The 19,670-nt window shown below is 76.4% G+C and carries 21 protein-coding genes; 14 read left to right on the top strand and 7 right to left on the bottom strand.

Annotated features, from left to right (window positions below; all coding sequences use genetic code 11):
- Window positions 1–192 precede the first annotated feature (192 nt).
- From ACI8AK_RS16745 to ACI8AK_RS16715, 7 genes are all read left to right on the top strand, one after another.
- Window positions 193–3,612, top strand: coding sequence for an Rne/Rng family ribonuclease (locus ACI8AK_RS16745; RefSeq protein WP_456957165.1), 3,420 nt, complete (start codon window positions 193–195; stop codon window positions 3,610–3,612).
- Between the two features lie 191 nt (window positions 3,613–3,803).
- The gene (rplU, locus tag ACI8AK_RS16740; RefSeq protein ID WP_110007164.1) at window positions 3,804–4,115 is read left to right on the top strand and encodes a 50S ribosomal protein L21; all 312 of its coding nucleotides are present in this window, start codon (window positions 3,804–3,806) and stop codon (window positions 4,113–4,115) included.
- A 7-nt stretch (window positions 4,116–4,122) separates the two neighbouring features.
- Window positions 4,123–4,380, top strand: a complete 258-nt coding sequence (gene rpmA, locus ACI8AK_RS16735; RefSeq protein ID WP_387985394.1) for a 50S ribosomal protein L27 — start codon at window positions 4,123–4,125, stop codon at window positions 4,378–4,380.
- Window positions 4,381–4,538: 158 nt separating this feature from the next.
- On the top strand, window positions 4,539–6,032 hold the full coding sequence (gene obgE, locus ACI8AK_RS16730; RefSeq protein WP_456957163.1) for a GTPase ObgE: 1,494 nt from the start codon (window positions 4,539–4,541) through the stop codon (window positions 6,030–6,032).
- Window positions 6,029–7,165 (top strand): glutamate 5-kinase, encoded by a 1,137-nt coding sequence (gene proB, locus ACI8AK_RS16725; RefSeq protein ID WP_456957161.1) that lies wholly within the window; start codon window positions 6,029–6,031, stop codon window positions 7,163–7,165. The genes obgE and proB overlap by 4 nt, the downstream gene beginning before the upstream one ends.
- Window positions 7,162–7,644, top strand: a complete 483-nt coding sequence (def, locus tag ACI8AK_RS16720; protein WP_456902547.1) for a peptide deformylase — start codon at window positions 7,162–7,164, stop codon at window positions 7,642–7,644. The genes proB and def overlap by 4 nt, the downstream gene beginning before the upstream one ends.
- Window positions 7,645–7,714: 70 nt before the next feature.
- Complete coding sequence (locus ACI8AK_RS16715; protein WP_387985385.1) at window positions 7,715–8,497, top strand: isocitrate lyase/PEP mutase family protein; 783 nt, start codon at window positions 7,715–7,717, stop codon at window positions 8,495–8,497.
- Window positions 8,498–8,506: 9 nt separating this feature from the next.
- Here the strand turns inward: ACI8AK_RS16715 and ACI8AK_RS16710 are convergent, their stop codons facing one another.
- Genes ACI8AK_RS16710 through ACI8AK_RS16700 form a run of 3 tightly spaced genes read right to left on the bottom strand, consistent with a single transcriptional unit; the run spans window position 8,507 to window position 9,843 of the window.
- Window positions 8,507–8,842 carry a hypothetical protein gene (locus tag ACI8AK_RS16710; RefSeq protein WP_387985383.1) on the bottom strand — a complete coding sequence of 112 codons (336 nt, stop codon included), beginning with the start codon at window positions 8,840–8,842 and terminating at the stop codon, window positions 8,507–8,509.
- A 33-nt stretch (window positions 8,843–8,875) separates the two neighbouring features.
- Window positions 8,876–9,190, bottom strand: a complete 315-nt coding sequence (locus ACI8AK_RS16705) for a hypothetical protein (protein WP_110007157.1) — start codon at window positions 9,188–9,190, stop codon at window positions 8,876–8,878.
- Window positions 9,187–9,843 carry a maleylpyruvate isomerase family mycothiol-dependent enzyme gene (locus tag ACI8AK_RS16700; RefSeq protein ID WP_456957160.1) on the bottom strand — a complete coding sequence of 219 codons (657 nt, stop codon included), beginning with the start codon at window positions 9,841–9,843 and terminating at the stop codon, window positions 9,187–9,189. The genes ACI8AK_RS16705 and ACI8AK_RS16700 overlap by 4 nt, the downstream gene beginning before the upstream one ends.
- 72 nt (window positions 9,844–9,915) lie before the next feature.
- Between ACI8AK_RS16700 and ACI8AK_RS16695 the strand changes: the two genes are divergently transcribed.
- A complete protein-coding gene (locus tag ACI8AK_RS16695) occupies window positions 9,916–10,407 on the top strand; it encodes a MarR family winged helix-turn-helix transcriptional regulator (RefSeq protein WP_387985377.1) in 492 nt (163 codons plus the stop codon).
- Here the strand turns inward: ACI8AK_RS16695 and ACI8AK_RS16690 are convergent.
- From ACI8AK_RS16690 to ACI8AK_RS16675, 4 genes are read right to left on the bottom strand one after another with little or no spacing between them, the layout of a single operon-like run.
- Window positions 10,398–10,808: a Fur family transcriptional regulator gene (locus tag ACI8AK_RS16690; protein WP_387985374.1), complete on the bottom strand. Its 411-nt coding sequence runs from the start codon at window positions 10,806–10,808 to the stop codon at window positions 10,398–10,400. The two genes, ACI8AK_RS16695 and ACI8AK_RS16690, sit on opposite strands and share 10 nt — an antisense overlap.
- Window positions 10,805–11,845, bottom strand: a complete 1,041-nt coding sequence (locus tag ACI8AK_RS16685) for an iron chelate uptake ABC transporter family permease subunit (RefSeq protein ID WP_456957158.1) — start codon at window positions 11,843–11,845, stop codon at window positions 10,805–10,807. The genes ACI8AK_RS16690 and ACI8AK_RS16685 overlap by 4 nt, the downstream gene beginning before the upstream one ends.
- A 1-nt stretch (window position 11,846) precedes the next feature.
- Window positions 11,847–12,650, bottom strand: coding sequence for a metal ABC transporter ATP-binding protein (locus tag ACI8AK_RS16680; RefSeq protein WP_387985370.1), 804 nt, complete (start codon window positions 12,648–12,650; stop codon window positions 11,847–11,849).
- On the bottom strand, window positions 12,647–13,603 hold the full coding sequence (locus tag ACI8AK_RS16675) for a metal ABC transporter substrate-binding protein (RefSeq protein WP_456957156.1): 957 nt from the start codon (window positions 13,601–13,603) through the stop codon (window positions 12,647–12,649). The genes ACI8AK_RS16680 and ACI8AK_RS16675 overlap by 4 nt, the downstream gene beginning before the upstream one ends.
- A gap of 65 nt (window positions 13,604–13,668) precedes the next feature.
- Between ACI8AK_RS16675 and ACI8AK_RS16670 the strand changes: the two genes are divergently transcribed.
- The 6 genes from ACI8AK_RS16670 to ACI8AK_RS16645 all read left to right on the top strand — a co-directional run bounded on the left by ACI8AK_RS16670 (window position 13,669) and on the right by ACI8AK_RS16645 (window position 19,655).
- Window positions 13,669–14,937: a glutamate-5-semialdehyde dehydrogenase gene (locus ACI8AK_RS16670; protein ID WP_456957154.1), complete on the top strand. Its 1,269-nt coding sequence runs from the start codon at window positions 13,669–13,671 to the stop codon at window positions 14,935–14,937.
- 26 nt (window positions 14,938–14,963) lie between these two features.
- A complete protein-coding gene (locus tag ACI8AK_RS16665) occupies window positions 14,964–15,851 on the top strand; it encodes an AAA family ATPase (protein ID WP_387985364.1) in 888 nt (295 codons plus the stop codon).
- Entirely contained in the window at window positions 15,851–17,299 is a 1,449-nt protein-coding gene (locus ACI8AK_RS16660; RefSeq protein ID WP_456902554.1) for a vWA domain-containing protein, read from the top strand. Before ACI8AK_RS16665 ends, ACI8AK_RS16660 begins: the two co-directional genes overlap by 1 nt.
- Window positions 17,300–17,596: 297 nt before the next feature.
- Window positions 17,597–18,316: a nicotinate-nucleotide adenylyltransferase gene (gene nadD, locus ACI8AK_RS16655; protein ID WP_456957152.1), complete on the top strand. Its 720-nt coding sequence runs from the start codon at window positions 17,597–17,599 to the stop codon at window positions 18,314–18,316.
- On the top strand, window positions 18,313–18,906 hold the full coding sequence (gene rsfS, locus ACI8AK_RS16650; protein ID WP_387985357.1) for a ribosome silencing factor: 594 nt from the start codon (window positions 18,313–18,315) through the stop codon (window positions 18,904–18,906). Before nadD ends, rsfS begins: the two co-directional genes overlap by 4 nt.
- Window positions 18,903–19,655 carry a histidine phosphatase family protein gene (locus ACI8AK_RS16645; RefSeq protein WP_456902556.1) on the top strand — a complete coding sequence of 251 codons (753 nt, stop codon included), beginning with the start codon at window positions 18,903–18,905 and terminating at the stop codon, window positions 19,653–19,655. Before rsfS ends, ACI8AK_RS16645 begins: the two co-directional genes overlap by 4 nt.
- The last annotated feature ends 15 nt before the right edge of the window (window positions 19,656–19,670 follow it).

Raw genomic sequence — 19,670 nt, 5'->3', positions numbered from 1 at the left:
GCACCACCGCTCCACCAGCAGTCCGGCCCCGGCCGCGGCGACCGCCGCGCGGGACCGACCACAGACTTCGCGAGCCGGGCTCGCCGCCGCACCCCGTGCGGCCGCCCGGCCCGCCCAACCCGTGCTCCTGCGCGGCCGCCCGTCCCCGGTGGGGACCGGCGCCCGGGAGTACCACACAGGAGGCGAGCCCTCGTGGCCGACCAGGACAGCGACACCCCGACCACCGACACCCCGACCACCGACGCCGGCAGCGCGCCCGCCCTCCCGCCCGGCGACGCGCCGGTCGCGGAGGTGCTGAGCGGCGAGGCGGCGACCGGGGGGACCCCGGACGAGGAGCCGGCGGAGACCGCCGCGGCCGAGCCGCCGGCGGAGGCCGACCCGGAGTCCCACCCCGACCCGGAGCCCCCGCCCGCCCCGGAGCCCGAGGAGGAGCCGGAGGACGAGCCGGACCGGTCGCCGTTCGGCGCCCAGTTCAGCTCACCGGAGCCGACCGCGGTCATCGCCCGGCCCCGCCGCCGCGCCACCCGCCCGGCGGCCGCCCCCGAGCCCGCCGCCTGGACGCCGCCCCCGCCGGTCGCCGCCCCGGTGGTGCCGGCTTTCGTGAGCTTCGTGGCCCCCGAGGCGGAGGTGTCGCCGGCGCCGCGCCGGCGCAGCCGCCGGCCGCTGCCCGAGTCGCCCGACGTCGAGGACGTCGCGGCGCCGGCGGAGGACGAGGAGGAGACCCCGGCGCCGCGCTCGCGCCGCAGCCGGTCGCGCCGCCGCGGCGGGGCCGCCGAGGAGCCGCCCGCCGACGAGCGGGCCGTCGTCGGGACCGCCGAGGACGCCGACGAGGACACCGCTGACGAGGCCGACCGCGCCGACGCCGACCGCGACGAGGCCGACCGCGACGAGACCGACCGCGACGAGACCGACCGCGACGAGGCCGACCGCGACGAGACCGCCGGCGGCAGCCGGCGCCGCCGCCGGGGCCGCCGCGGCCGCGGCCGCGGCCGCAACGGGGACGACGCCGCGGACACCGACGCCGACGAGGACACCGCCGAGCGCGCCTCCGACGACGAGGACGCCGAGGACGAGGACACCGACGCGGAGGCCGGCGAGGACGCCGAGGGCGACGACGGCGAGGGCGCCGAGGGCACGTCGACCACGCGGCGCCGCCGCCGGCGCCGCCGCCGCGGCGGGGACGGCGAGGCGGCCGCGGCCGAGGACGACGACGACCGCCCCGAGCGCGCCGGCCGCAACGGCCGCAGCACCAGCGACGACGACGTCCGCGGCGTCACCGGTTCCACCCGGCTGGAGGCCAAGCGCCAGCGCCGCCGCGAGGGCCGGGACAGCGGCCGCCGTCGCGCGCCGATCCTCACCGAGGCCGAGTTCCTCGCCCGCCGCGAGGCGGTGGAGCGCCGGATGGTGATCCGCCAGCGCGGCGAGCGCACCCAGATCGCCGTCCTCGAGGACGGCGTGCTGGTCGAGCACTACGTCACCCAGGCCCAGGCGACGTCGTTCGCCGGGAACGTCTACCTCGGCCGGGTGCAGAACGTGCTGCCCAGCATGGAGGCGGCGTTCGTCGACATCGGCAAGGGCCGCAACGCCGTCCTGTACGCCGGCGAGGTCAACTGGGACGTCGCCGGGCTCAGCGGCAAGCAGCGCTCGATCGAGCAGGCGCTCAAGTCCGGCGACAAGGTGCTGGTGCAGGTCACCAAGGACCCGATCGGCCACAAGGGCGCCCGGCTGACCCAGCAGGTCAACCTGCCCGGCCGGTTCCTGGTCTACGTGCCCGGCGGGTCGATGACCGGCATCAGCCGCAAGCTGCCCGACACCGAGCGCCAGCGACTCAAGGACATCCTGAAGAAGATCGTCCCCGACGACGCCGGCGTGATCATCCGCACCGCCGCGGAGGGCGCCTCGGAGGAGGAGCTCACCCGCGACGTCGCCCGGCTGCAGGCGCAGTGGGAGGTCATCCGGCAGAAGTCGGAGTCGTCGAACAACGCCCCGGCGCTGCTCTACGGCGAGCCCGACCTCGCCATCCGGGTCATCCGCGACGTCTTCAACGAGGACTTCAGCGAGCTCGTCGTCCAGGGCGACGACGCGTGGGACACCGTCGAGGCCTACGTCGCGCACGTCTCCCCGGAGCTCACCGGGCGGCTGACCCGGCACACCGGCGAGGGCGACGTCTTCCGCGACCTGCGCATCGACGAGCAGCTGGCCAAGGCGCTGGACCGCAAGGTCTGGCTGCCCTCGGGCGGCTCCCTGGTCATCGACCGCACCGAGGCGATGACGGTCATCGACGTCAACACCGGCAAGTTCACCGGGTCCGGCGGCAACCTCGAGCAGACCGTCACGCGCAACAACATGGAGGCGGCCGAGGAGATCGTCCGCCAGCTCCGGCTGCGCGACGTCGGCGGCATCATCGTCATCGACTTCATCGACATGGTGCTCGAGAGCAACCGCGACCTGGTGCTGCGGCGGCTGACCGAGTGCCTGGGCCGCGACCGCACCAAGCACCAGGTCGCCGAGGTGACGTCGCTGGGCCTGGTGCAGATGACCCGCAAGCGGGTGGGCCAGGGCCTGCTCGAGGTGTTCTCCGAGCCGTGCGAGCACTGCCGCGGCCGCGGCGTCATCGTGCACACCGACCCGGTCGACGACCGTCGCCGCGGCGGCAACGGCTCGGGCGGGCACGGCCCGGGCTCCGGCAACGGCGGCCGGCGCGACCAGGGGGGCCGCAAGGACGCCGAGCGCGCCGAGCGCAAGGACACCGAGCGCAAGGACACCGAGCGCAAGGACACCGAGCGCAAGGACACCGACCGCAAGGACGCCGACCGCAAGGACGCCGACCGCAAGGACGCCGACCGGACCGAGGCCGAGGTCACCGCGCCCGGCGCCGGGCCCGACGCCGCCGAGAACGGCGAGGGCCAGCGGTCCGGCGGCGGGCGGCGCAACCGGGGACGGCGCAACCGCGGCCAGTCCGGTGAGGAGCGCGCCGCCGAGGACGCCGCGGTGCTCGCCGCCGCCTCCGGCGAGGAGCCCGCCGACGCCGGGACGTCCGAGGAGGCCGTCGCGGAGCAGGCCGTCGCCGGTCCGGCCGCGGCCGCCGACGAGGCCCCCGAGGTCGAGGTCACGGCCGCGGTCGGCGCCGAGGTGCCGGGCGCCGAGGTGACCGAGCCGGAGGAGGCGCCGCAGCCCGGGCCGGCTCGGCCCCTGACCGCGGAGCCCGAGGTCGCGGAGCCCGAGGTCGCGGAGCCCGAGGTCGCGGAGCCCGAGGTCGCGGAGCCGGAGGACGCGGGGGAGGCCCCGCAGGCCGACCCCGGCCTGCTGGTCACCGACGCCCCCGTCCCGGTGGACGCCGCCTCCGCGGAGCCGCAGGGCCCGGGCGAGGAGGAGGAGGCGGTCCCCGCGGGCGCCGGCCCCGACGACCCGGCCCCGGCGGCGGACCCGCAGGCCCCCGGCGGCCAGGTCCCGGCCGAGGAGGTCCCGGCCGAGGAGGCCCCGGCCGAGGAGACCCCGGCCGCCGAGGCGCAGCCGCCGGTGGCCGACGACGGCACCGGTGCCGCGGTGGGCGGGGCGCGCCCGCGCCGCCGCCGGGCCGCCAGCCGCCCGGCCGGGCCGCCGGCCAGCTAGACCCTCCGGGCAGCCGGGGCCGCGTTCGACCCGGTCCCGGCTGCTCGGGTACGCTGGTCGGGTTGCACCGCCCCGGACCGGGTCTCCCGGTCCCGCGCAGGCGGAGCGGCCCGTCCAGCACCCGGCGCCCGCGCCGGGGTGCGCGCAGGACGCAGCGCGGGGACAGACAGCAGCGATCGAGGAGTTCAGTGGTGTACGCAGTCGTGAAGGCCGGGGGCCGGCAGCACAAGGTGGCCGTGGGCGACCGGTTCACGGTCAACCGTCTCGCGGGTGAGGCGGGCGACACCGTCACCCTCCCGGCCCTGCTCCTGGTCGACGGCGAGACCGTCACCAGTGACGCGCAGGCGCTGGCCGGCGTGACCGTGACCGGCGAGATCGTCGGCCACGGCAAGGGCCCGAAGATCCGCATCCACAAGTTCAAGAACAAGACGGGCTACCACAAGCGTCAGGGCCACCGTCAGCCGCTGACCGACGTGGTCGTCCGCGACATCACGAAGGGCTGACGACGACATGGCACACAAGAAGGGCGCCTCGTCCTCCCGCAACGGCCGCGACTCGAACGCCCAGCGCCTCGGCGTCAAGCGCTTCGGCGGCCAGGTCGTCAAGGCCGGCGAGATCATCGTGCGCCAGCGCGGCACCCACTTCCACCCGGGCCTGGGCGTCGGCCGCGGCGGCGACGACACGCTGTTCGCGCTGACCCCCGGTGCGGTCACCTTCGGCACCAGCCGGGGCCGCAAGACCGTCTCGATCACCACGGTCGAGGCCTGAGGAAGGACCCCACCGCCCCCACCCCTCGCTCCGCTCGGGGCGGGGCCCTGCGGCGGGGCCGACCGTGAGGTCACCACGGACAGCACGAGGACGAGCGCACGGGCTTCGGGCCCGTGCGCTCGTCGTCGTTGAGCGAGCAGTGAGCAGGTAGAGCAGACATGGCCGCGTTCGTCGACCGCGTCGTCGTGCACGTCGCCGCGGGCAACGGCGGTCACGGCGTCGCGTCCGTGCACCGCGAGAAGTACAAGCCCCTCGGCGGCCCCGACGGCGGCAACGGAGGGGACGGCGGCGACGTCGTCCTCGAGGTGGACCCCTCGGTCCACACGCTCCTCGACTTCCACCACCGCCCGCACCAGCGGGCGGGCAACGGCCGGCCCGGCGCCGGCAGCCACCGGCACGGCGCCCGCGGCGAGGACCGCGTGCTGCGCGTCCCCGAGGGCACCGTCGTCAGCGTCGGCGGCGAGGTGGTCGCCGACCTCATGGGTGCCGGCACCCGCGTCGTGCTCGCGCACGGCGGCAAGGGCGGGCTGGGCAACGCCGCGCTGGCCAACCCCCGGCGCAAGGCCCCCGGCTTCGCGCTGCTCGGGGAGCCGGGGGAGGGCTTCGACGCCGTCCTCGAGCTCAAGAGCGTCGCCGACGTCGGCCTGGTCGGGTTCCCCTCGGCGGGCAAGTCCTCGCTGATCGCGGCGATGTCCGCGGCCCGGCCCAAGATCGCCGACTACCCGTTCACCACGCTGGTGCCCAACCTCGGCGTCGTCCGCGCCGGCGACACCGTGTTCACGATGGCCGACGTGCCGGGGCTGATCCCGGGCGCGGCCACCGGCAAGGGCCTGGGCCTGCAGTTCCTCCGCCACGTCGAGCGCTGCGCGGTGCTCGTGCACGTGGTCGACACGGCGACGCTCGAGCCCGGCCGGGACCCGGAGAGCGACATCGAGGCGCTGGAGCGCGAGCTCGCCCAGTACTCCGAGGGCGCGGCCGGCGGCGACGAGCTGGACCTGGTGGGCCGGTTGCGCTTCGCCGTCCTCAACAAGATCGACGTGCCGGACGGCCGCGAGCTGGTCGACCTCGTCCGCCCGGCGCTGGAGGAGCGCGGGCTGCGGGTGTTCCCGGTCAGCGCCGCGACCGGGGAGGGGCTGCCCGAGCTCGGCTACGCGCTGGCCGCCGCCGTCGAGGAGCACCGCGCCGCGCTGCCGGCGCCCGAGCCCGCCCGCGTCACGCTCACCCCGCGCGCCGTCGACGACTCCGGGTTCACCGTCGCCTTCGACGCCGAGGACGAGGCCTACGTCGTCCGCGGCGTGAAGCCCGAGCGCTGGGTGCGGCAGACCGACTTCACCAACGACGAGGCGGTCGGCTACCTCGCCGACCGGCTCAACCGGCTCGGCGTCGAGGACGAGCTGACGGAGCTCGGCGCGCAGGAGGGCGACACCGTCGTCATCGGCGACGTGGCCTTCGACTTCGCGCCCAGCCTGCCCGCCGGCACGCCGCTGGCCGAGGAGACCGCGGGCCTGGGCGGCCGGGGCACCGACAACCGCATCGACGCGCCGCACCGCGTGCGCGCGGCCGAGCGGCTGGCGGCGAAGAAGGCCCGCCGGGTGCCCTACGAGCTCACCGAGACGTGGACCGACGACGACCTGCCCGGGGAGACCGAGTGACCGCCCGTCCGCAGGTCGCCGGCGCTTCCCGGGTCGTCGTCAAGGTCGGGTCCTCGTCGCTGACCACGCTGCCCGGCGGGCTGGACGCCGACCGGCTCGCCGCGCTGGTCGACGTCCTCGCGGCGGTGCGGGCGCAGGGCCGCGAGGTGGTGCTGGTGTCCTCCGGCGCGATCGCGGCGGGCCTGGCGCCGCTCGGCGTCGAGGGCCGGCCGCGGGACCTGGCGACGGCGCAGGCGGCGGCCAGCGTCGGCCAGCTGCGGCTGGTGCAGACCTACGCCGACGCCTTCGACCGGCACGGCGTCACCGTCGGGCAGGTGCTGCTGACCGCCGACGACCTCACCCGCCGCGGGCACTACCGCAACGCCCGGCAGACGCTGGAGCGGCTGCTCACCCTCGGCGTGATCCCGATCGTCAACGAGAACGACACGGTCGCCACCGACGAGATCCGCTTCGGCGACAACGACCGGCTCGCCGCCCTGGTGGCGCACGTGGCCGCCGCCGGCGCGCTCGTGCTGCTGTCCGACGTCGACGGCGTCTACGACGGCGACCCGCGCACCGGCCCGGCGCAGCTGCTCGACACCGTCCGCGGCCCGGGGGACCTCGCCGCGGTCACCCTCGGCACCGCCCGGCGCAACGGCGTCGGCACCGGCGGCATGGCCACCAAGGTCGAGGCGGCGCTGATCGCCTCGGGCGCGGGCGTGCCGGTCGTGGTCACCTCGACGCCGCAGGCCGCGGCCGCGCTGGCCGGCGAGCGGGTCGGCACGCTGTTCGAGCCCTCGGGCCGCCGTCCCTCGGGCCGGCAGTTCTGGCTGCGCTACGCCAGCCGGCCGCGCGGGCGGCTGGTGCTCGACGACGGCGCGGTGCGCGCGGTCCGCGAGCGGCACGCCTCGCTGCTGGCCGCCGGGGTCACCGGCGTCGACGGCGACTTCCTGGCCGACGACCCGGTCGAGCTCGTGGGGCCCGACGGCACCGTCGTCGCCCGCGGACTGGTCGCCTACGACGCCCGGGAGCTGCCGGCGCTGCTCGGCCGCCGCACGACCGACCTCGACCCGGAGTACCGCCGCGAGGTGGTGCACCGCGACGAGATGGTGCTGGTCGGGCGGCCGCGGACGGCTGCGAGACTGCCCGGGTGACGATCCGCCCCATCCGCGAGCTCGGTGACCCCGTGCTCCGCACGCCCGCCGACGAGGTGCGGGCCTTCGACAAGGAACTGGCCGCCCTGGTCCGCGACCTCGAGGAGACCGTCGACCACCCCGGCCGCGCCGGGCTGGCCGCCCCGCAGATCGGGGTGAGCGCCCGGGTGTTCAGCTACAACGTCGACGGCGAGATCGGCCACCTGGTCAACCCGCGGGTCGTGGAGCTGTCGGAGGAGACCCAGGACGGCGACGAGGGCTGCCTGTCCATCCCGGGGCTCTGGGCGCCCACGGTGCGCGCGATGTCCGCCGTCGTCGAGGGCTTCGACGTGCACGGGGAGCCGCTGCGGCTGGCGGGCACCGGGCTCATGGCCCGCTGCCTGCAGCACGAGGTGGACCACCTCGACGGGAAGGTGTTCCTCGACCGGCTCGCCGGCGAGGCCCGCAAGGCCGCCCTGCGCGCGCTGCGCGACCGGTGAAGGACCTCGTCCTCCTCACCCCTCGCGAGCCCGGTGCGAGCCTCTGGACGAGGCCGTACGGTCGGGTCCCGTGACCGACCTCGCCACCCGCGCCCGGACCCTGCTCGACCTGCACACCGCCCCGGAGATCCTCGTCCTCACCAACGTGTGGGACGTCGTCTCCGCGCAGGTGGTGGCGGCCACCGACGGGGTGCGGGCCCTGGCCACCGCCAGCCACGGCATCGCCGCCACCTTCGGCTACGAGGACGGCGAGAACATCCCGCTGGACCTGCACCTGGACATGGTCGGCCGGATCACCGCCGCGGTGGACCTGCCGGTCAGCATGGACATGGAGGCCGGCTACGGCGACGCCGGCGAGACCGCCCGGCGGGCCATCGGGAAGGGCGTCGTCGGCGGCAACCTCGAGGACCAGATGAAGCCGCTGGACGAGGCCGTGGCCGCCGTCGAGGCGGTGGTGCGCGCCGGGCGCGACGCCGGCATCGACTTCGTGCTCAACGCCCGCACCGACGCCTTCGTCCGCGCTCCCCAGGGCGCCGACCGCGGCGAGCTGGTCGCCGAGGCGATCCGCCGGGGGAAGGCCTACCTGGAGGCCGGCGCGCCGGTCGTGTTCGTGCCCCGCCTGGTCGACCGCGACGAGATCGCCGCGGTGGTCGAGGGCCTGGGGCGGAACAGGCTGACGCTGATCAGCGTGCCCGGCGCGTCGCTGCCGGCCCGCGAGATGCAGGAGCTCGGCGTGGCCCGCGTCTCCACCGGCCCGTTCACCCAGCGGGTCGCGCTCACCGCGCTGCAGGACGCCGTCGTCGAGATGGTCGGCGGCGGCGTCCTGCCGCCCGGCACCCGCGCCCTCAACTGAACCGGCGGGTCACCGGCCGGCGGGGAGTGCCACCCCGCCGGCCGGGACGACCAGGCCGCGGACGTCGAACGGGGTGACCACCACGGTCGGCCACGGCCGCCCCGCGAGGACCTCCGCGACCAGCGGCCCGATGCCCTCGCGGCCGTAGCGGTCGTACTGCTCGCGGGACTCCCACACCGCCACCTCCCGCAACCCGTCGGCGGTCGCCCAGGCCAGCTGGACCAGCCGCCCGTCGACCTCCCCACCGGTGCGCTCGAGGTGCAGCCGGTGCACGGTGTCGTACAGCTCCACCACGTCGTACGGCTGCTCCGCCGGTGCGGACGCGTCCTCGATCACCGCCCACATGACCTCGTCCCCCTCTCCGACGAGAGCGCGACGTCAGACCGCGACGCCGGCCCGCGGCAGCACGAGGCCGCGGACCTCGAACTCGGTGTCCACGGAAGCGGGGGGTGCCTGCCCCCGCAGGACCTCGGCGAACACCGGTCCGACCACCTCCCGGTTCCCGCGCTCGTAGTCCTCGCGCGACTCCCACACCCCGATCACCTGGAAGCCGTCCGCGGTGGGGCGGGCCAGGTGCAGCAGCAGCCCGTCGAGGGCCGGGCCGATCTGCTCGATCCGCTCGAGCATCGCCGCGTGCACGGCGTCGTAGAGCTCCACGGGTGCGGACACGTCCGTGATCACGCCCAGGGTCATGTCGTCCTCCTCGACTCCTCCCGGCGGCCGTCCGCCGCCGGCAGCCGTTGCCGGCCCTCGCCGGAGAGCCGGTGCACCGTGGCGGTGCGCCCCGTGATCAGCAGGAGCAGGTCGCCGGTCGTGCCCTCGACCGGAGCACCCTCGCCCAGCACGAGGTCGCTGTCGGTGGCCCGCAGCTGCAGGCCGGCCAGCCGCTTCCGCACCCCGAACGGGAAGCTCATCGCCCAGGCCCGCCTCGCCGACACGGCCGCGGGGACCGGCGGGACCGGCCGCTCGCGGCCCAGCGGCAGGGCGATGTCCTGCCTGTGCACGAGGACGTCGGTGAGCGGCTCGATGGGGGAGACGAACGGCGCCCGCCGCCGGGAGCCGACCATCGCCCGGATCCGCCGGCCGTACTCGTCGTCGGGCAGCGGGCCGACGCGCAGGGCCGTGTCCCGGATGATCCGGTTGAAGCTGCCGCCCGCCCGGATCGCGGCGACCGTCAGGGGCCACGGGCCCATCTGCGCCAGCGTCAGGTGCGCGGCGACGTCGCGCACCCGCCAGGCGTCGCACAGGGACGGGGTCTCCCACTCGGCCGGCGACAGGTCGTCGAGCAGGTCGGCCAGGCTCAGGCGCTGGGCGTCGATGGTGCGCCACACGTCGTCGAGGTCCACGACGACCTCCCCGGTGTTGGTAAGATGGTCTGACCATTCAGTCAGATCATCTGACCAACGTCAAGGGGCGGCGTGAGCGTTCGCGACGAGGTCCGGCAGGACGGGGACCGCCCGGGCCGGGACGACGGGGAGCAGGGGTACCAGAACCTGGCCCTGCTGTGCTTCTACCCGCACCGGGCGATGGAGGCCCGGCTCCTCGCGACGCTGGCGGCCGAGGGCCACGACGACCTCACCCTCGCCCAGGCGCGCGTCGCCGCCCGGATCGGCCCGTCCGGCACCCGGCTGACCGACCTGGCCGCGCAGGCGCTGGTCACCAAGCAGACCGCCGGTCACCTGGTCGACCAGCTCCAGCGTGCCGGCTACGTCCGCCGCGTCCCCGACCCCACCGACGCCCGCGCCCGGCTGGTGCAGATCGCCGAGCGCGGGCGGGAGCTGGTGGCGATCGCCCGCCGGGTGGAGGCCGAGGTCGAGGCCGAGTGGACGGCCCACCTCGGCGAGGAGGCCACGGCCCAGCTCCGTGCGGCGCTCACCCGGCTGCGCGAGGTGACCGACCCCTACCGCTGAGCGGCGGTGCAGCTGCCGCAGGTGCCGAAGACCTCCAGCTGGTGCTGCACGTCGGCGAAGCCGTGCTCGGCGGCCACCCTCGCGGCCCAGCGCTCCACGGGCGGGTCGGCGACCTCCACGGTGGTCCCGCAGGAGCGGCAGACCAGGTGGTGGTGGTGCACCGGCGAGCAGCGCCGGTAGGCGGCCTCGCCGTCCTCGCCGCGCAGCACGTCGACCAGGCCGTCGTCCACCAGCGCCTGCAGGGCCCGGTAGACGGTGGCCAGGCCGACCGCGTCGCCGCGCTCGCGCAGCAGGGCGTGCAGGTCCTGGGCGGTGCGGAACCCGTCGAGCTCCTCGAGCAGGGCCATGACCGCGGTCCGCTGGCGGGTCTGGCGGCGGACCGGGACCTCGGGTGCGCTCACGGCCGCTCCGTCCCCACCGTCGGCGGGACGGCGGCGGCGGGCGGGTGGGCAGGCCCGTCGTGCTCGTCGTAGTGCACGCCCGTGCCGGTGCGGTGCGGCGCGTGCAGGTGCCCGTCGTGGTCGTAGTCGACGTGGTCGCCGTGCGGCACCGGGCGGTGCCCGCAGCCGTCGCCGTGCTCGTGCGGGTGCGCGGCGTGCACCTGCACCCGCCGCCCGTGCCGGCGCCGCGCCGTCGCCTCGCGCAGCGCCACGACCACCGTGACCAGCAGGAACAGGGCGATGGCCAGCAGCACGATCGTGCCGCCGGAGGGGGTGCCGGTGTAGTACGACGCCGCCGTCCCCCCGACGCTGACCACCAGGCCGATCGCGCAGGCCAGGTGCAGCGTGGCGCGGAAGCTGCGCCCGACCAGCTGGGCGACCGCGCTCGGCAGGATCATCAGCGCGCTGATCAGCAGCAGGCCGACCACGCGCATCGACAGGACGACGGTCGAGGCGACCAGCGCGGCCAGCACCACGTTGAGCGGCAGCACCGGCAGGCCGACCGCCCGGGCGTACTCCTCGTCGTCGCTGACCGCGTACAGCCGCCGGCCGAGCAGCCACACGACCGCGAGGACGACGACGGTGATGACGCCGAAGACGGCGACGTCGGCGCCGGTCGTCGTGGTGATCGCGCCGAACAGGTAGGCGTCGAGGTTGGTGGCCTGCCCGCGCGGCGCCAGCGACAGCAGCACCACGCCGCCGGCGATGCCGCCGTAGAACAGCACCGCGAGGGCGACGTCGCCACTGGTCCGCCCGCGCGCGCGGACCAGCTCGATGAGCACCGCGCCCAGCACGGCGGCGACCAGCGCCGTCCCCACCGGCGCGGTGGAGGTGAGCACCCCGATGCCGACGCCGGTCAGCGCCACGTGCCCGAGGCCGTCACCGAGCAGCGACAGCCGGCGCTGCACCAGGAAGACGCCGACGGCGGGCGCGACCAGCCCGACCATCAGCGAGGCCAGCAGCGCCCGCTGCATGAACCCGTACTCGAGCAGCTCCACGTCAGCGGCTCCCGTCGCGCACGCGCACGGCGTCCGGCGCCGGCCGCGGCTGGTCCAGGCGGTAGCCGCGCGCCGCCGGCTCGGTGCTCTCCCCGGGGTGGTGGCAGTCGGGGCCGGCGGGGCCGGCGCCGGCCAGCGGCCCGTCGTAGGTGAGCCGGCCGGAGTCGACGACGACCGCGCGCGCCAGGACGCCAGCGAGGGGGCCGGTCTCGTGGGTCACGACGACGAGTGTCGTCCCGGCGGCCGCGACGCGGGTCAGCACCGCGGCCAGCGCGGCCTGGCTGGCGGCGTCGACGCCGGCGGTCGGCTCGTCCATGACCAGCAGCTCCGGCTCGGCGGCCAGCGCCCGCGCCACCAGCACCCGGCGCTGCTGGCCCCCGGAGAGGGAGGCGACCGGGTCCTCGAGCCGGTCGGCGAGGCCCACGGCGTCGACCGCCTCGGCGACGGCCGCCCGGTCGCGCGGGCCGGGCCGGCGGAACAGTCCCAGCCGCGGCAGCCGCCCGACGCCGACCACCTCGCGCACGGTGGCCGGCATCGCGCCGCTGACGGTGTGCCGCTGCGGGACGTAGCCCACGCGGCCGCGCTCGCGCAGCCGGCCGACCGGGGCGCCGAGCACCTCGACCGTGCCGCCCAGGACGGTGGCCAGGCCCAGCACGCCCCGCATGAGGGTGGTCTTGCCCGAGCCGTTGGAGCCGAGGACCGCGACGGCCTCGCCGCGCCGGACGGTCAGGCCGGCGTCGCGGACGATGGCCACGTCGCCGTAGCCGATCGTGGCGCCGGCCAGCCGGAGCGCGGCGTCGTTCATGCGCAGCCCTGTCCCTCCTGCAGCGTGGCGAGGTCCGCGCGCATGACCGCGAGGTAGTCCTCGCCGGCCGACTCGTCGGTCAGGCCCTCGATCGGGTCGAGGACGGCGGTTCGCACACCGGCCTCCTCGGCGACGGTCTCGGCCACGGCGGGGTCGACGAGGGTCTCGGTGTAGACGGTCGTCACCCCGCGCTCCCGGACCAGCGTAGAGATCTCGGCCAGCTGCGCCGGGCTGGGCTCGGTCGACGGGCTCAGCCCGCTGACGCCCACCACGTCGAGGCCGTACCGCTCGCCGAGGTAGCCGAACGCGTCGTGCGCGGTGACCAGCGTGGTCACCGCGCAGTCCGCCAGCCCCTGCTCCATCTCGGCGTCGAGCGCCTCGAGGTCGGTGCGCAGCGCCGCGGCGTTCTCCCGGTAGGTGTCCGCGCCGTCGGGGTCGACCTCGGCCAGCCGGTCGGCCAGGGCGTCGCCGACGTCGGCCAGCCGGGTGGGGTCGAGCCAGAAGTGCGGGTCGACGGCCTCGCCCTCCTCGCCGGCGTGCTCGGCGTGCTCCGCCTCGCTCTCGCCCTCGTGGTCGTGCTCCTCGGCGGTCAGCGACAGGTCGGCGGCCTCGCCGGCGTCCCAGGCGGCGTCCCCGGCCTCGGCGACGGCGTCGTCGAGGCCGGGCTGGAAGCCGGCGAGGTAGACGACGAGGTCGGCCTCCGTCAGTGACGCGACGTCCTGCGGGGTGAGCTCCAGGTCGTGCGGCTCGGCGCCCGGCGGGGTCAGCGACTCGACATCGACGCGGTCACCGCCGACCCGCTCGGCCGCCCACTGCAGGGGGTAGAAGGCGGCCTGGACCGAGACGCCGTCCGCGGCTGCGGCCTCGTCCTCCCCGGAGGAGCCGCACGCGGCCAGCAGCAGGACGGTGGCGGCGGCGGTGGTCGCGGCGAGGGCGCGCGTCGTCGTGCTCATGAGAACCATTCTCACACAGCGGCGGAGGTGCCCGGCCGGAGGGGGCGGCGCGTACCCTGCGGGGCGTGTCCGACGCCGCCGACCTGCCGCTGATCGGGGCCGCCGCGCTGCGTGCCCGCGCCGCGTCCCGCGTCCTGCGCACCCTCCCGACCGACGTCAAGGACGCCGCGCTCACCGCGATGGCCGAGGCGCTGGTCGAGCGGACCGACGAGGTGCTGGCCGCCAACGCCCAGGACGTCGCGGCCGCCGAGGCCGACGGCACGCCGCCGTCGGTGCTCGACCGGCTGCGGCTGGACGCCGGGCGGGTGGCCGGGGTGGCCGCCGCACTGCGCGAGCTGGTCGCCCTGCCCGACCCGGTCGGTGACGTCGTCCGCGGCTCGCGGCTGCCCAACGGGCTGGAGCTGCGGCAGGTCCGGGTGCCCTTCGGCGTGGTCGGGATCGTCTACGAGGCCCGCCCGAACGTGACCGTCGACGCCGCCGGCCTGTGCCTCAAGAGCGGCAACGCGGCGCTCCTGCGCGGGTCGGCCTCGGCGTACCGCACCAACCTCGCGCTGGTCACCGTGCTCATGGAGGCCGGGCAGAAGGCCGGGCTGCCCGAGGGTTCGGTCGAGCTGCTGCCGGCCGACCGCGCCTCGGTGGGCGAGCTGCTGTCCGCGCGCGGGCACGTCGACCTGGTCATCCCGCGCGGCGGCGCCTCGCTCATCCAGCGGGTGGTCCGCGAGGCGCAGGTCCCGGTGATCGAGACCGGCGTCGGCAACTGCCACGTCTACGTCGACGCCTCCGCCGACCCGGCGATGGCCGAGGCGATCGTGCTCAACTCCAAGACCCACCGGGTGAGCGTCTGCAACTCCGCGGAGACGCTGCTCGTGCACCGCGACGTGCCGTTCCTCCCGCGCCTGCTGTCGGCGCTGGTCGACGCCGGCGTCACCCTGCACGGCGACCAGGCGACGATCGACGCCGCTGCGCAGTCCGGTCTCCAGGCCGTCGTCCCGGCCACCGACGAGGACTGGGCCACCGAGTACCTGTCGATGGACATGGCGGTGCGCGTCGTCGACGACCTGCCGGCCGCGCTCGGGCACATCGCGACGTGGGGGAGCGGGCACAGCGAGGCGATCGTCGCCGACTCCGCGTCGGCCATCGCGGCGTTCACCGCCGGGGTCGACGCCGCCGCCGTCCTGGTCAACGCCTCCACCCGGTTCACCGACGGCGGCGAGTTCGGCTTCGGCGCCGAGATCGGCATCTCCACCCAGAAGCTGCACGCGCGCGGGCCGCTGGGCCTGCCCGAGCTGACCAGCACCACCTACGTCGTCACCGGGAACGGCCACACCCGCTGATCCCGGCCTCCGATCCGAGGAGTCGCATGCCCCGCCCGCCGACGCAGTCGCCCCAGTTCTCCTCGGTGGCCGACGTGAGCAAGCGGCTGTCGACCGCCGGGTACCTGCCCGACGCGCAGATCGCGACGACGGTCTTCCTCGCCGACCGGCTGGGCAAGCCGCTGCTGGTCGAGGGCCCGGCGGGCACCGGCAAGACCGAGCTGGCCAAGGCGCTGGCGGCGGCCACGGGCTCGGAGCTGATCCGGCTGCAGTGCTACGAGGGCCTGGACGAGGCGCGGGCGCTGTACGAGTGGAACTACAAGAAGCAGCTGCTGCGGATCCAGGCGGCGCAGGGCGGGGACGGCGCGGACTGGGACACCGTCCACGACGACATCTTCGGCGAGGAGTTCCTGCTCTCCCGGCCGCTGCTGACCGCGATCCGGCGCACCGAGCCGACCGTCCTGCTCATCGACGAGACCGACAAGGCCGACGTCGAGGTCGAGGGCCTGCTGCTGGAGGTGCTCAGCGACTTCCAGGTGACGATCCCCGAGCTCGGCACGGTGACCGCCACCCGCCGGCCGACCGTCGTCCTCACCTCCAACGCCACCCGCGAGCTGTCCGAGGCGCTCAAGCGGCGCTGCCTGTACCTGTCGCTGGACTACCCCTCGGCCGAGCGGGAGCGGGAGATCGTGCTCTCCCGGGTGCCCGACCTCGCGCCGGGGCTGGCCGAGCAGCTGGTGCGCACCATCCGGGCGCTGCGCGCGATGGAGCTGAAGAAGTCGCCGTCGATCTCCGAGACCCTCGACTGGGCGCAGACCCTGCTCGAGCTCGGCCTGGACACCCTCGACGAGACCGCGGTGCGCTCGACGCTCGGCGTGGTGCTCAAGCACGCCAGCGACCAGGACCGCGCCGCCGCCGAGCTGCGGCTCAACTGATGTCCGCGCCGTCGGCGCCCGCCGGGGGGCTGGCCGGTCACCTCGACGGCTTCGTGCGGGCGGTGCGGGAGGCCGGCATCCCGGTCGGGATCAGCCAGGCCGTCGACGCCGCGGAGATCCTCACCGTCGTCGACCTGCTCGACCGCGAACAGCTGCGGCACGGGCTGGCGGCGGTGCTGCTGCAGCGCGCCTCGCAGCGCCCGGCCTACGACGTGCTGTTCGACCTGTGGTGGCCGCTGTCGGACCGGCCCGCTCCCGGCCCCGCCGGCGACGACGCGGACCCCGCCGACGGCGAGCCGCAGGCCGACGGGTCGACCCTGGACCTGCCCGACGGGCACGGCGACGGCGACGAGCGCGACCTCGCGCAGCGGATGCGCGAGCAGCTGGCCCGGCTGCTGCTCGAGGGCGACGACGAGGCGCTGCGCCGCTTCGCCCGCCAGGCGGTCGAGCAGCTCGGGCGGGCGCCGGCGTCGCCGTCGGGGCAGTCCTACTTCGGCTACCGGGTGATGCGGGCGCTGTCGCCGGACACCCTGGTCACGCAGCTCCTGGCCGGGCTGCTCGGCGACGGGGGCCGCGGCGGGCTGGCCGAGCAGGTGGCCCGGCAGACCGTCCGCGAGCGGCTGGCCGCCTTCCGCACCGCCGTCGACGCCGAGGTGCGCCGCCGGGCCGCGGCCGACCGCGGGCGCGACCGGGTGGCGAAGAGCGCGGTGCGGCCGCTGGCCGAGCAGGTCGACTTCCTGCGCGCCCAGCAGTCCGACCTCGCCGAGCTGCGGCGGGCGGTGGCGCCGCTGGCCCGCCGGCTCGCGGTGCGGCTGTCGGCGCGGCGGCGGATGGGCCGCCAGGGCCGGCTGGACTTCCGCAGGACCGTGCGCGCCTCCCTCGGCACCGGCGGGGTGCCGGTGGTCACCCACCACCGGCCGCGCAAGGTGCACAAGCCCGAGCTGGTCGTGCTCTGCGACGTCAGCGGCTCGGTGGCCGGGTTCAGCCACTTCACGCTGATGCTCACCCAGGCGCTGCGCGAGCACTTCTCCGGCGTCCGGGCGTTCGCCTTCGTCGACTCCACCGACGAGGTGACCCGGTTCTTCCGGCCCGGCGCCGACGTCGCCGGCGCCGTCGCGCGGATCGGCCGCGAGGCCGACGTCGTCGCCTTCGACGGGCACAGCGACTACGGCAACGCCCTGGAGGTGTTCGCCGACCGCTGGCCCACCGCCGTCGGGCCGAAGACCTCGCTGCTGGTGCTCGGCGACGGGCGGACCAACTACCGCCAGCCCGGCCTGCCGGTGCTCGCCGACCTGGTCCGCCGCGCCCGCTCGGCGCACTGGCTCAACCCCGAGCCGCGGCGGCTGTGGGGCAGCGGCGACTCCGCCGCCGACCGCTACGGCGAGGTCGTCGACATGGTCGAGTGCCGCAACGCCACCCAGCTGGCGGAGTTCGTCACCACGCTCTGACACCACCCGGTCCCGGCGACACGCCCGGGGGACCCTCTGCGAGACCGCGCGTAACCGGTGGCCGGCAGCGCCGTTGGTCAGCGCGGGCACCGAGACGCGACACGGTGCCCGGCCCGTGCTCCCGTCGTCGCGGTCGGGAGCGCGGACGGCGCGACCGACGGCACGGGGGTGCCGGTCGCGACCGGGACGGTCCCGTCCCGACGGCCGGGTGCGGCGGCGCCCCGCGCCCGGCCGTCCGGGACCGGATCCGCCGGGTGCACCCGGGCCGCCGGTGCGGTGCCCGGCTAGGCTCGATCGGTGGCTGGTACCCGGATCGGCGTGATGGGTGGGACGTTCGACCCCGTCCACCACGGTCACCTGGTCGCCGCCAGCGAGGTGGCCGGGCTGTTCGGTCTCGACGAGGTGGTCTTCGTCCCCACCGGCCAGCCCTGGCAGAAGACCGAGCGCGAGGTCAGCCCCGCCGAGGACCGGTACCTCATGACCGTCATCGCCACCGCCTCCAACCCGCGGTTCTCCGTCAGCCGGGTCGACGTCGACCGCGAGGGCCCGACCTACACGATCGACACGCTCACCGACCTGCACGCCCAGCGTCCCGACGCCGAGCTGTTCTTCATCACCGGCGCCGACGCGCTGGCGCAGATCCTCAGCTGGCGCGACAGCGACCGGTTCCTCCGGCTGGCCCACTTCATCGGGGTCACCCGCCCCGGTTTCGCCCTCGCCGACGGGCACCTGCCCGAGGGCGCGGTCAGCCTGGTCGAGGTCCCGGCCCTGGCGATCAGCTCCACCGACTGCCGCGAGCGCGTGGCCCGCGGCATGCCGGTCTGGTACCTCGTGCCCGACGGCGTGGTGCAGTACATCGAGAAGCGGGGCCTGTACCGCGCCGGCGGCCGGCGCTCGCCGGGCCCGCGCGGCGACCGGCCCACCCACGACCGCCCCCCGCCCGCCGCGCAGGCGGACCCGGCCGACCCCGACCCCACCGACCCACCGTCTGCCCACCTCCGGGAGGTGCCCCGATGACCGCCTCCGCCGAGGCCCGGGAGACCGCGCTGCTCGCCGCCCAGGCCGCCGCGGACAAGCTCGCCACCGACGTCTCGATCGTCGACGTCAGCGACCGCCTGGCCATCACCGACGCGTTCGTGCTCGCCGCGGCGCCCAACGAGCGCCAGGTGCAGGCGATCGTCGACGAGGTCGAGGAGCGGCTGCGCCGGCACGGCGTGAAGCCGGTCCGCCGCGAGGGCGTCGCCGAGGCCCGCTGGGTGCTGCTGGACTTCGTCGACGTCGTGGTGCACGTCCAGCACGCCGAGGAGCGCGCCTACTACGCCCTCGAGCGGCTGTGGAAGGACTGCCCGACCATCCCGTTCGTCGACCGCGCCGCCCCGCCCGCCGCCGACGGGGCGCCCGCCGCGACCGGCACGCTGTCCACCGACGACGTCGACCCGGGCAGCTCCGACCCCGTCCCGCTGGCACCCGACCCGACCGAGGACCTCACCGAGGACGACCTCACCGACGACGAACTGGCCGACGAGGACGCCCTCGAGGGCGACCCGCTCCAGGAGGAGCCCCTCGGCGGCGCCGCCGACGGGGACGCGGGGACGACCGGCCGGTGACGGCTCCCGCCGCCCTCGACCTGCCGGTGCCCCGGCTGGTCGTCTGGCGGCACGGACGGACCGAGTGGAACGCCACCGGGCGCTTCCAGGGCCAGATGGACCCGCCGCTGGACGCGGAGGGCCGCGCCCAGGCCGCCCGCACCGCGCCCCACCTGGTGGCGGCCGGGCTGGCGCCGGAGGCGACCGTCGTGGTCGCCAGCGACCTGGTCCGCGCCGCCGACACCGCCGCCGCCCTGACCGGCCTGCTCGGCGTGCCGCTGCGGCTGGACGAGCGGCTGCGCGAGCACGGGCTGGGCTGCTGGGAGGGGCTCACCCGCGCCGAGGTCGCCGAGCGCCACCCCGAGCAGTACGCCGACTGGCTCGCGGGCCGGCCGGTGCAGGGCCGCGGCGGCGAGGAGGCCACCGACGTCGCCCGCCGCGCGCTGGCCGCCCTGCGCGACCTGCCGCCGGCCGAGGTGGCCGTCGTCGTCACCCACGGCGGGACCGCCGGCCGGCTCGTCGAGGCCCTGCTCGAGCTCGGCCCGCAGCACCGTCGGGTGTTCGGCCCGCTGGCCAACTGCGGCTGGAGCGAGCTCGCCCGGCAGGGGGACCGATGGCGGCTGATGCGGCACAACGCCGTCGTCGCCGCCCTGCCGGGCCGGGTCGAGGGACCGGCCGTCGGCGCCCCGGCGCCGGTCCCGGCCGACGCCGCGGCCACCCCGGAGGGCGCCGCGCCCCCGCCGACCCAGGACGCCGACGCGGTCCTCTGAGGTCACCCGCCGGCC

The organism is Geodermatophilus sp. SYSU D00867, assembly GCF_054050315.1.
Note: the sequence above shows the minus strand (reverse complement) of the source record. Positions and strands in the feature narration are given on the sequence as shown.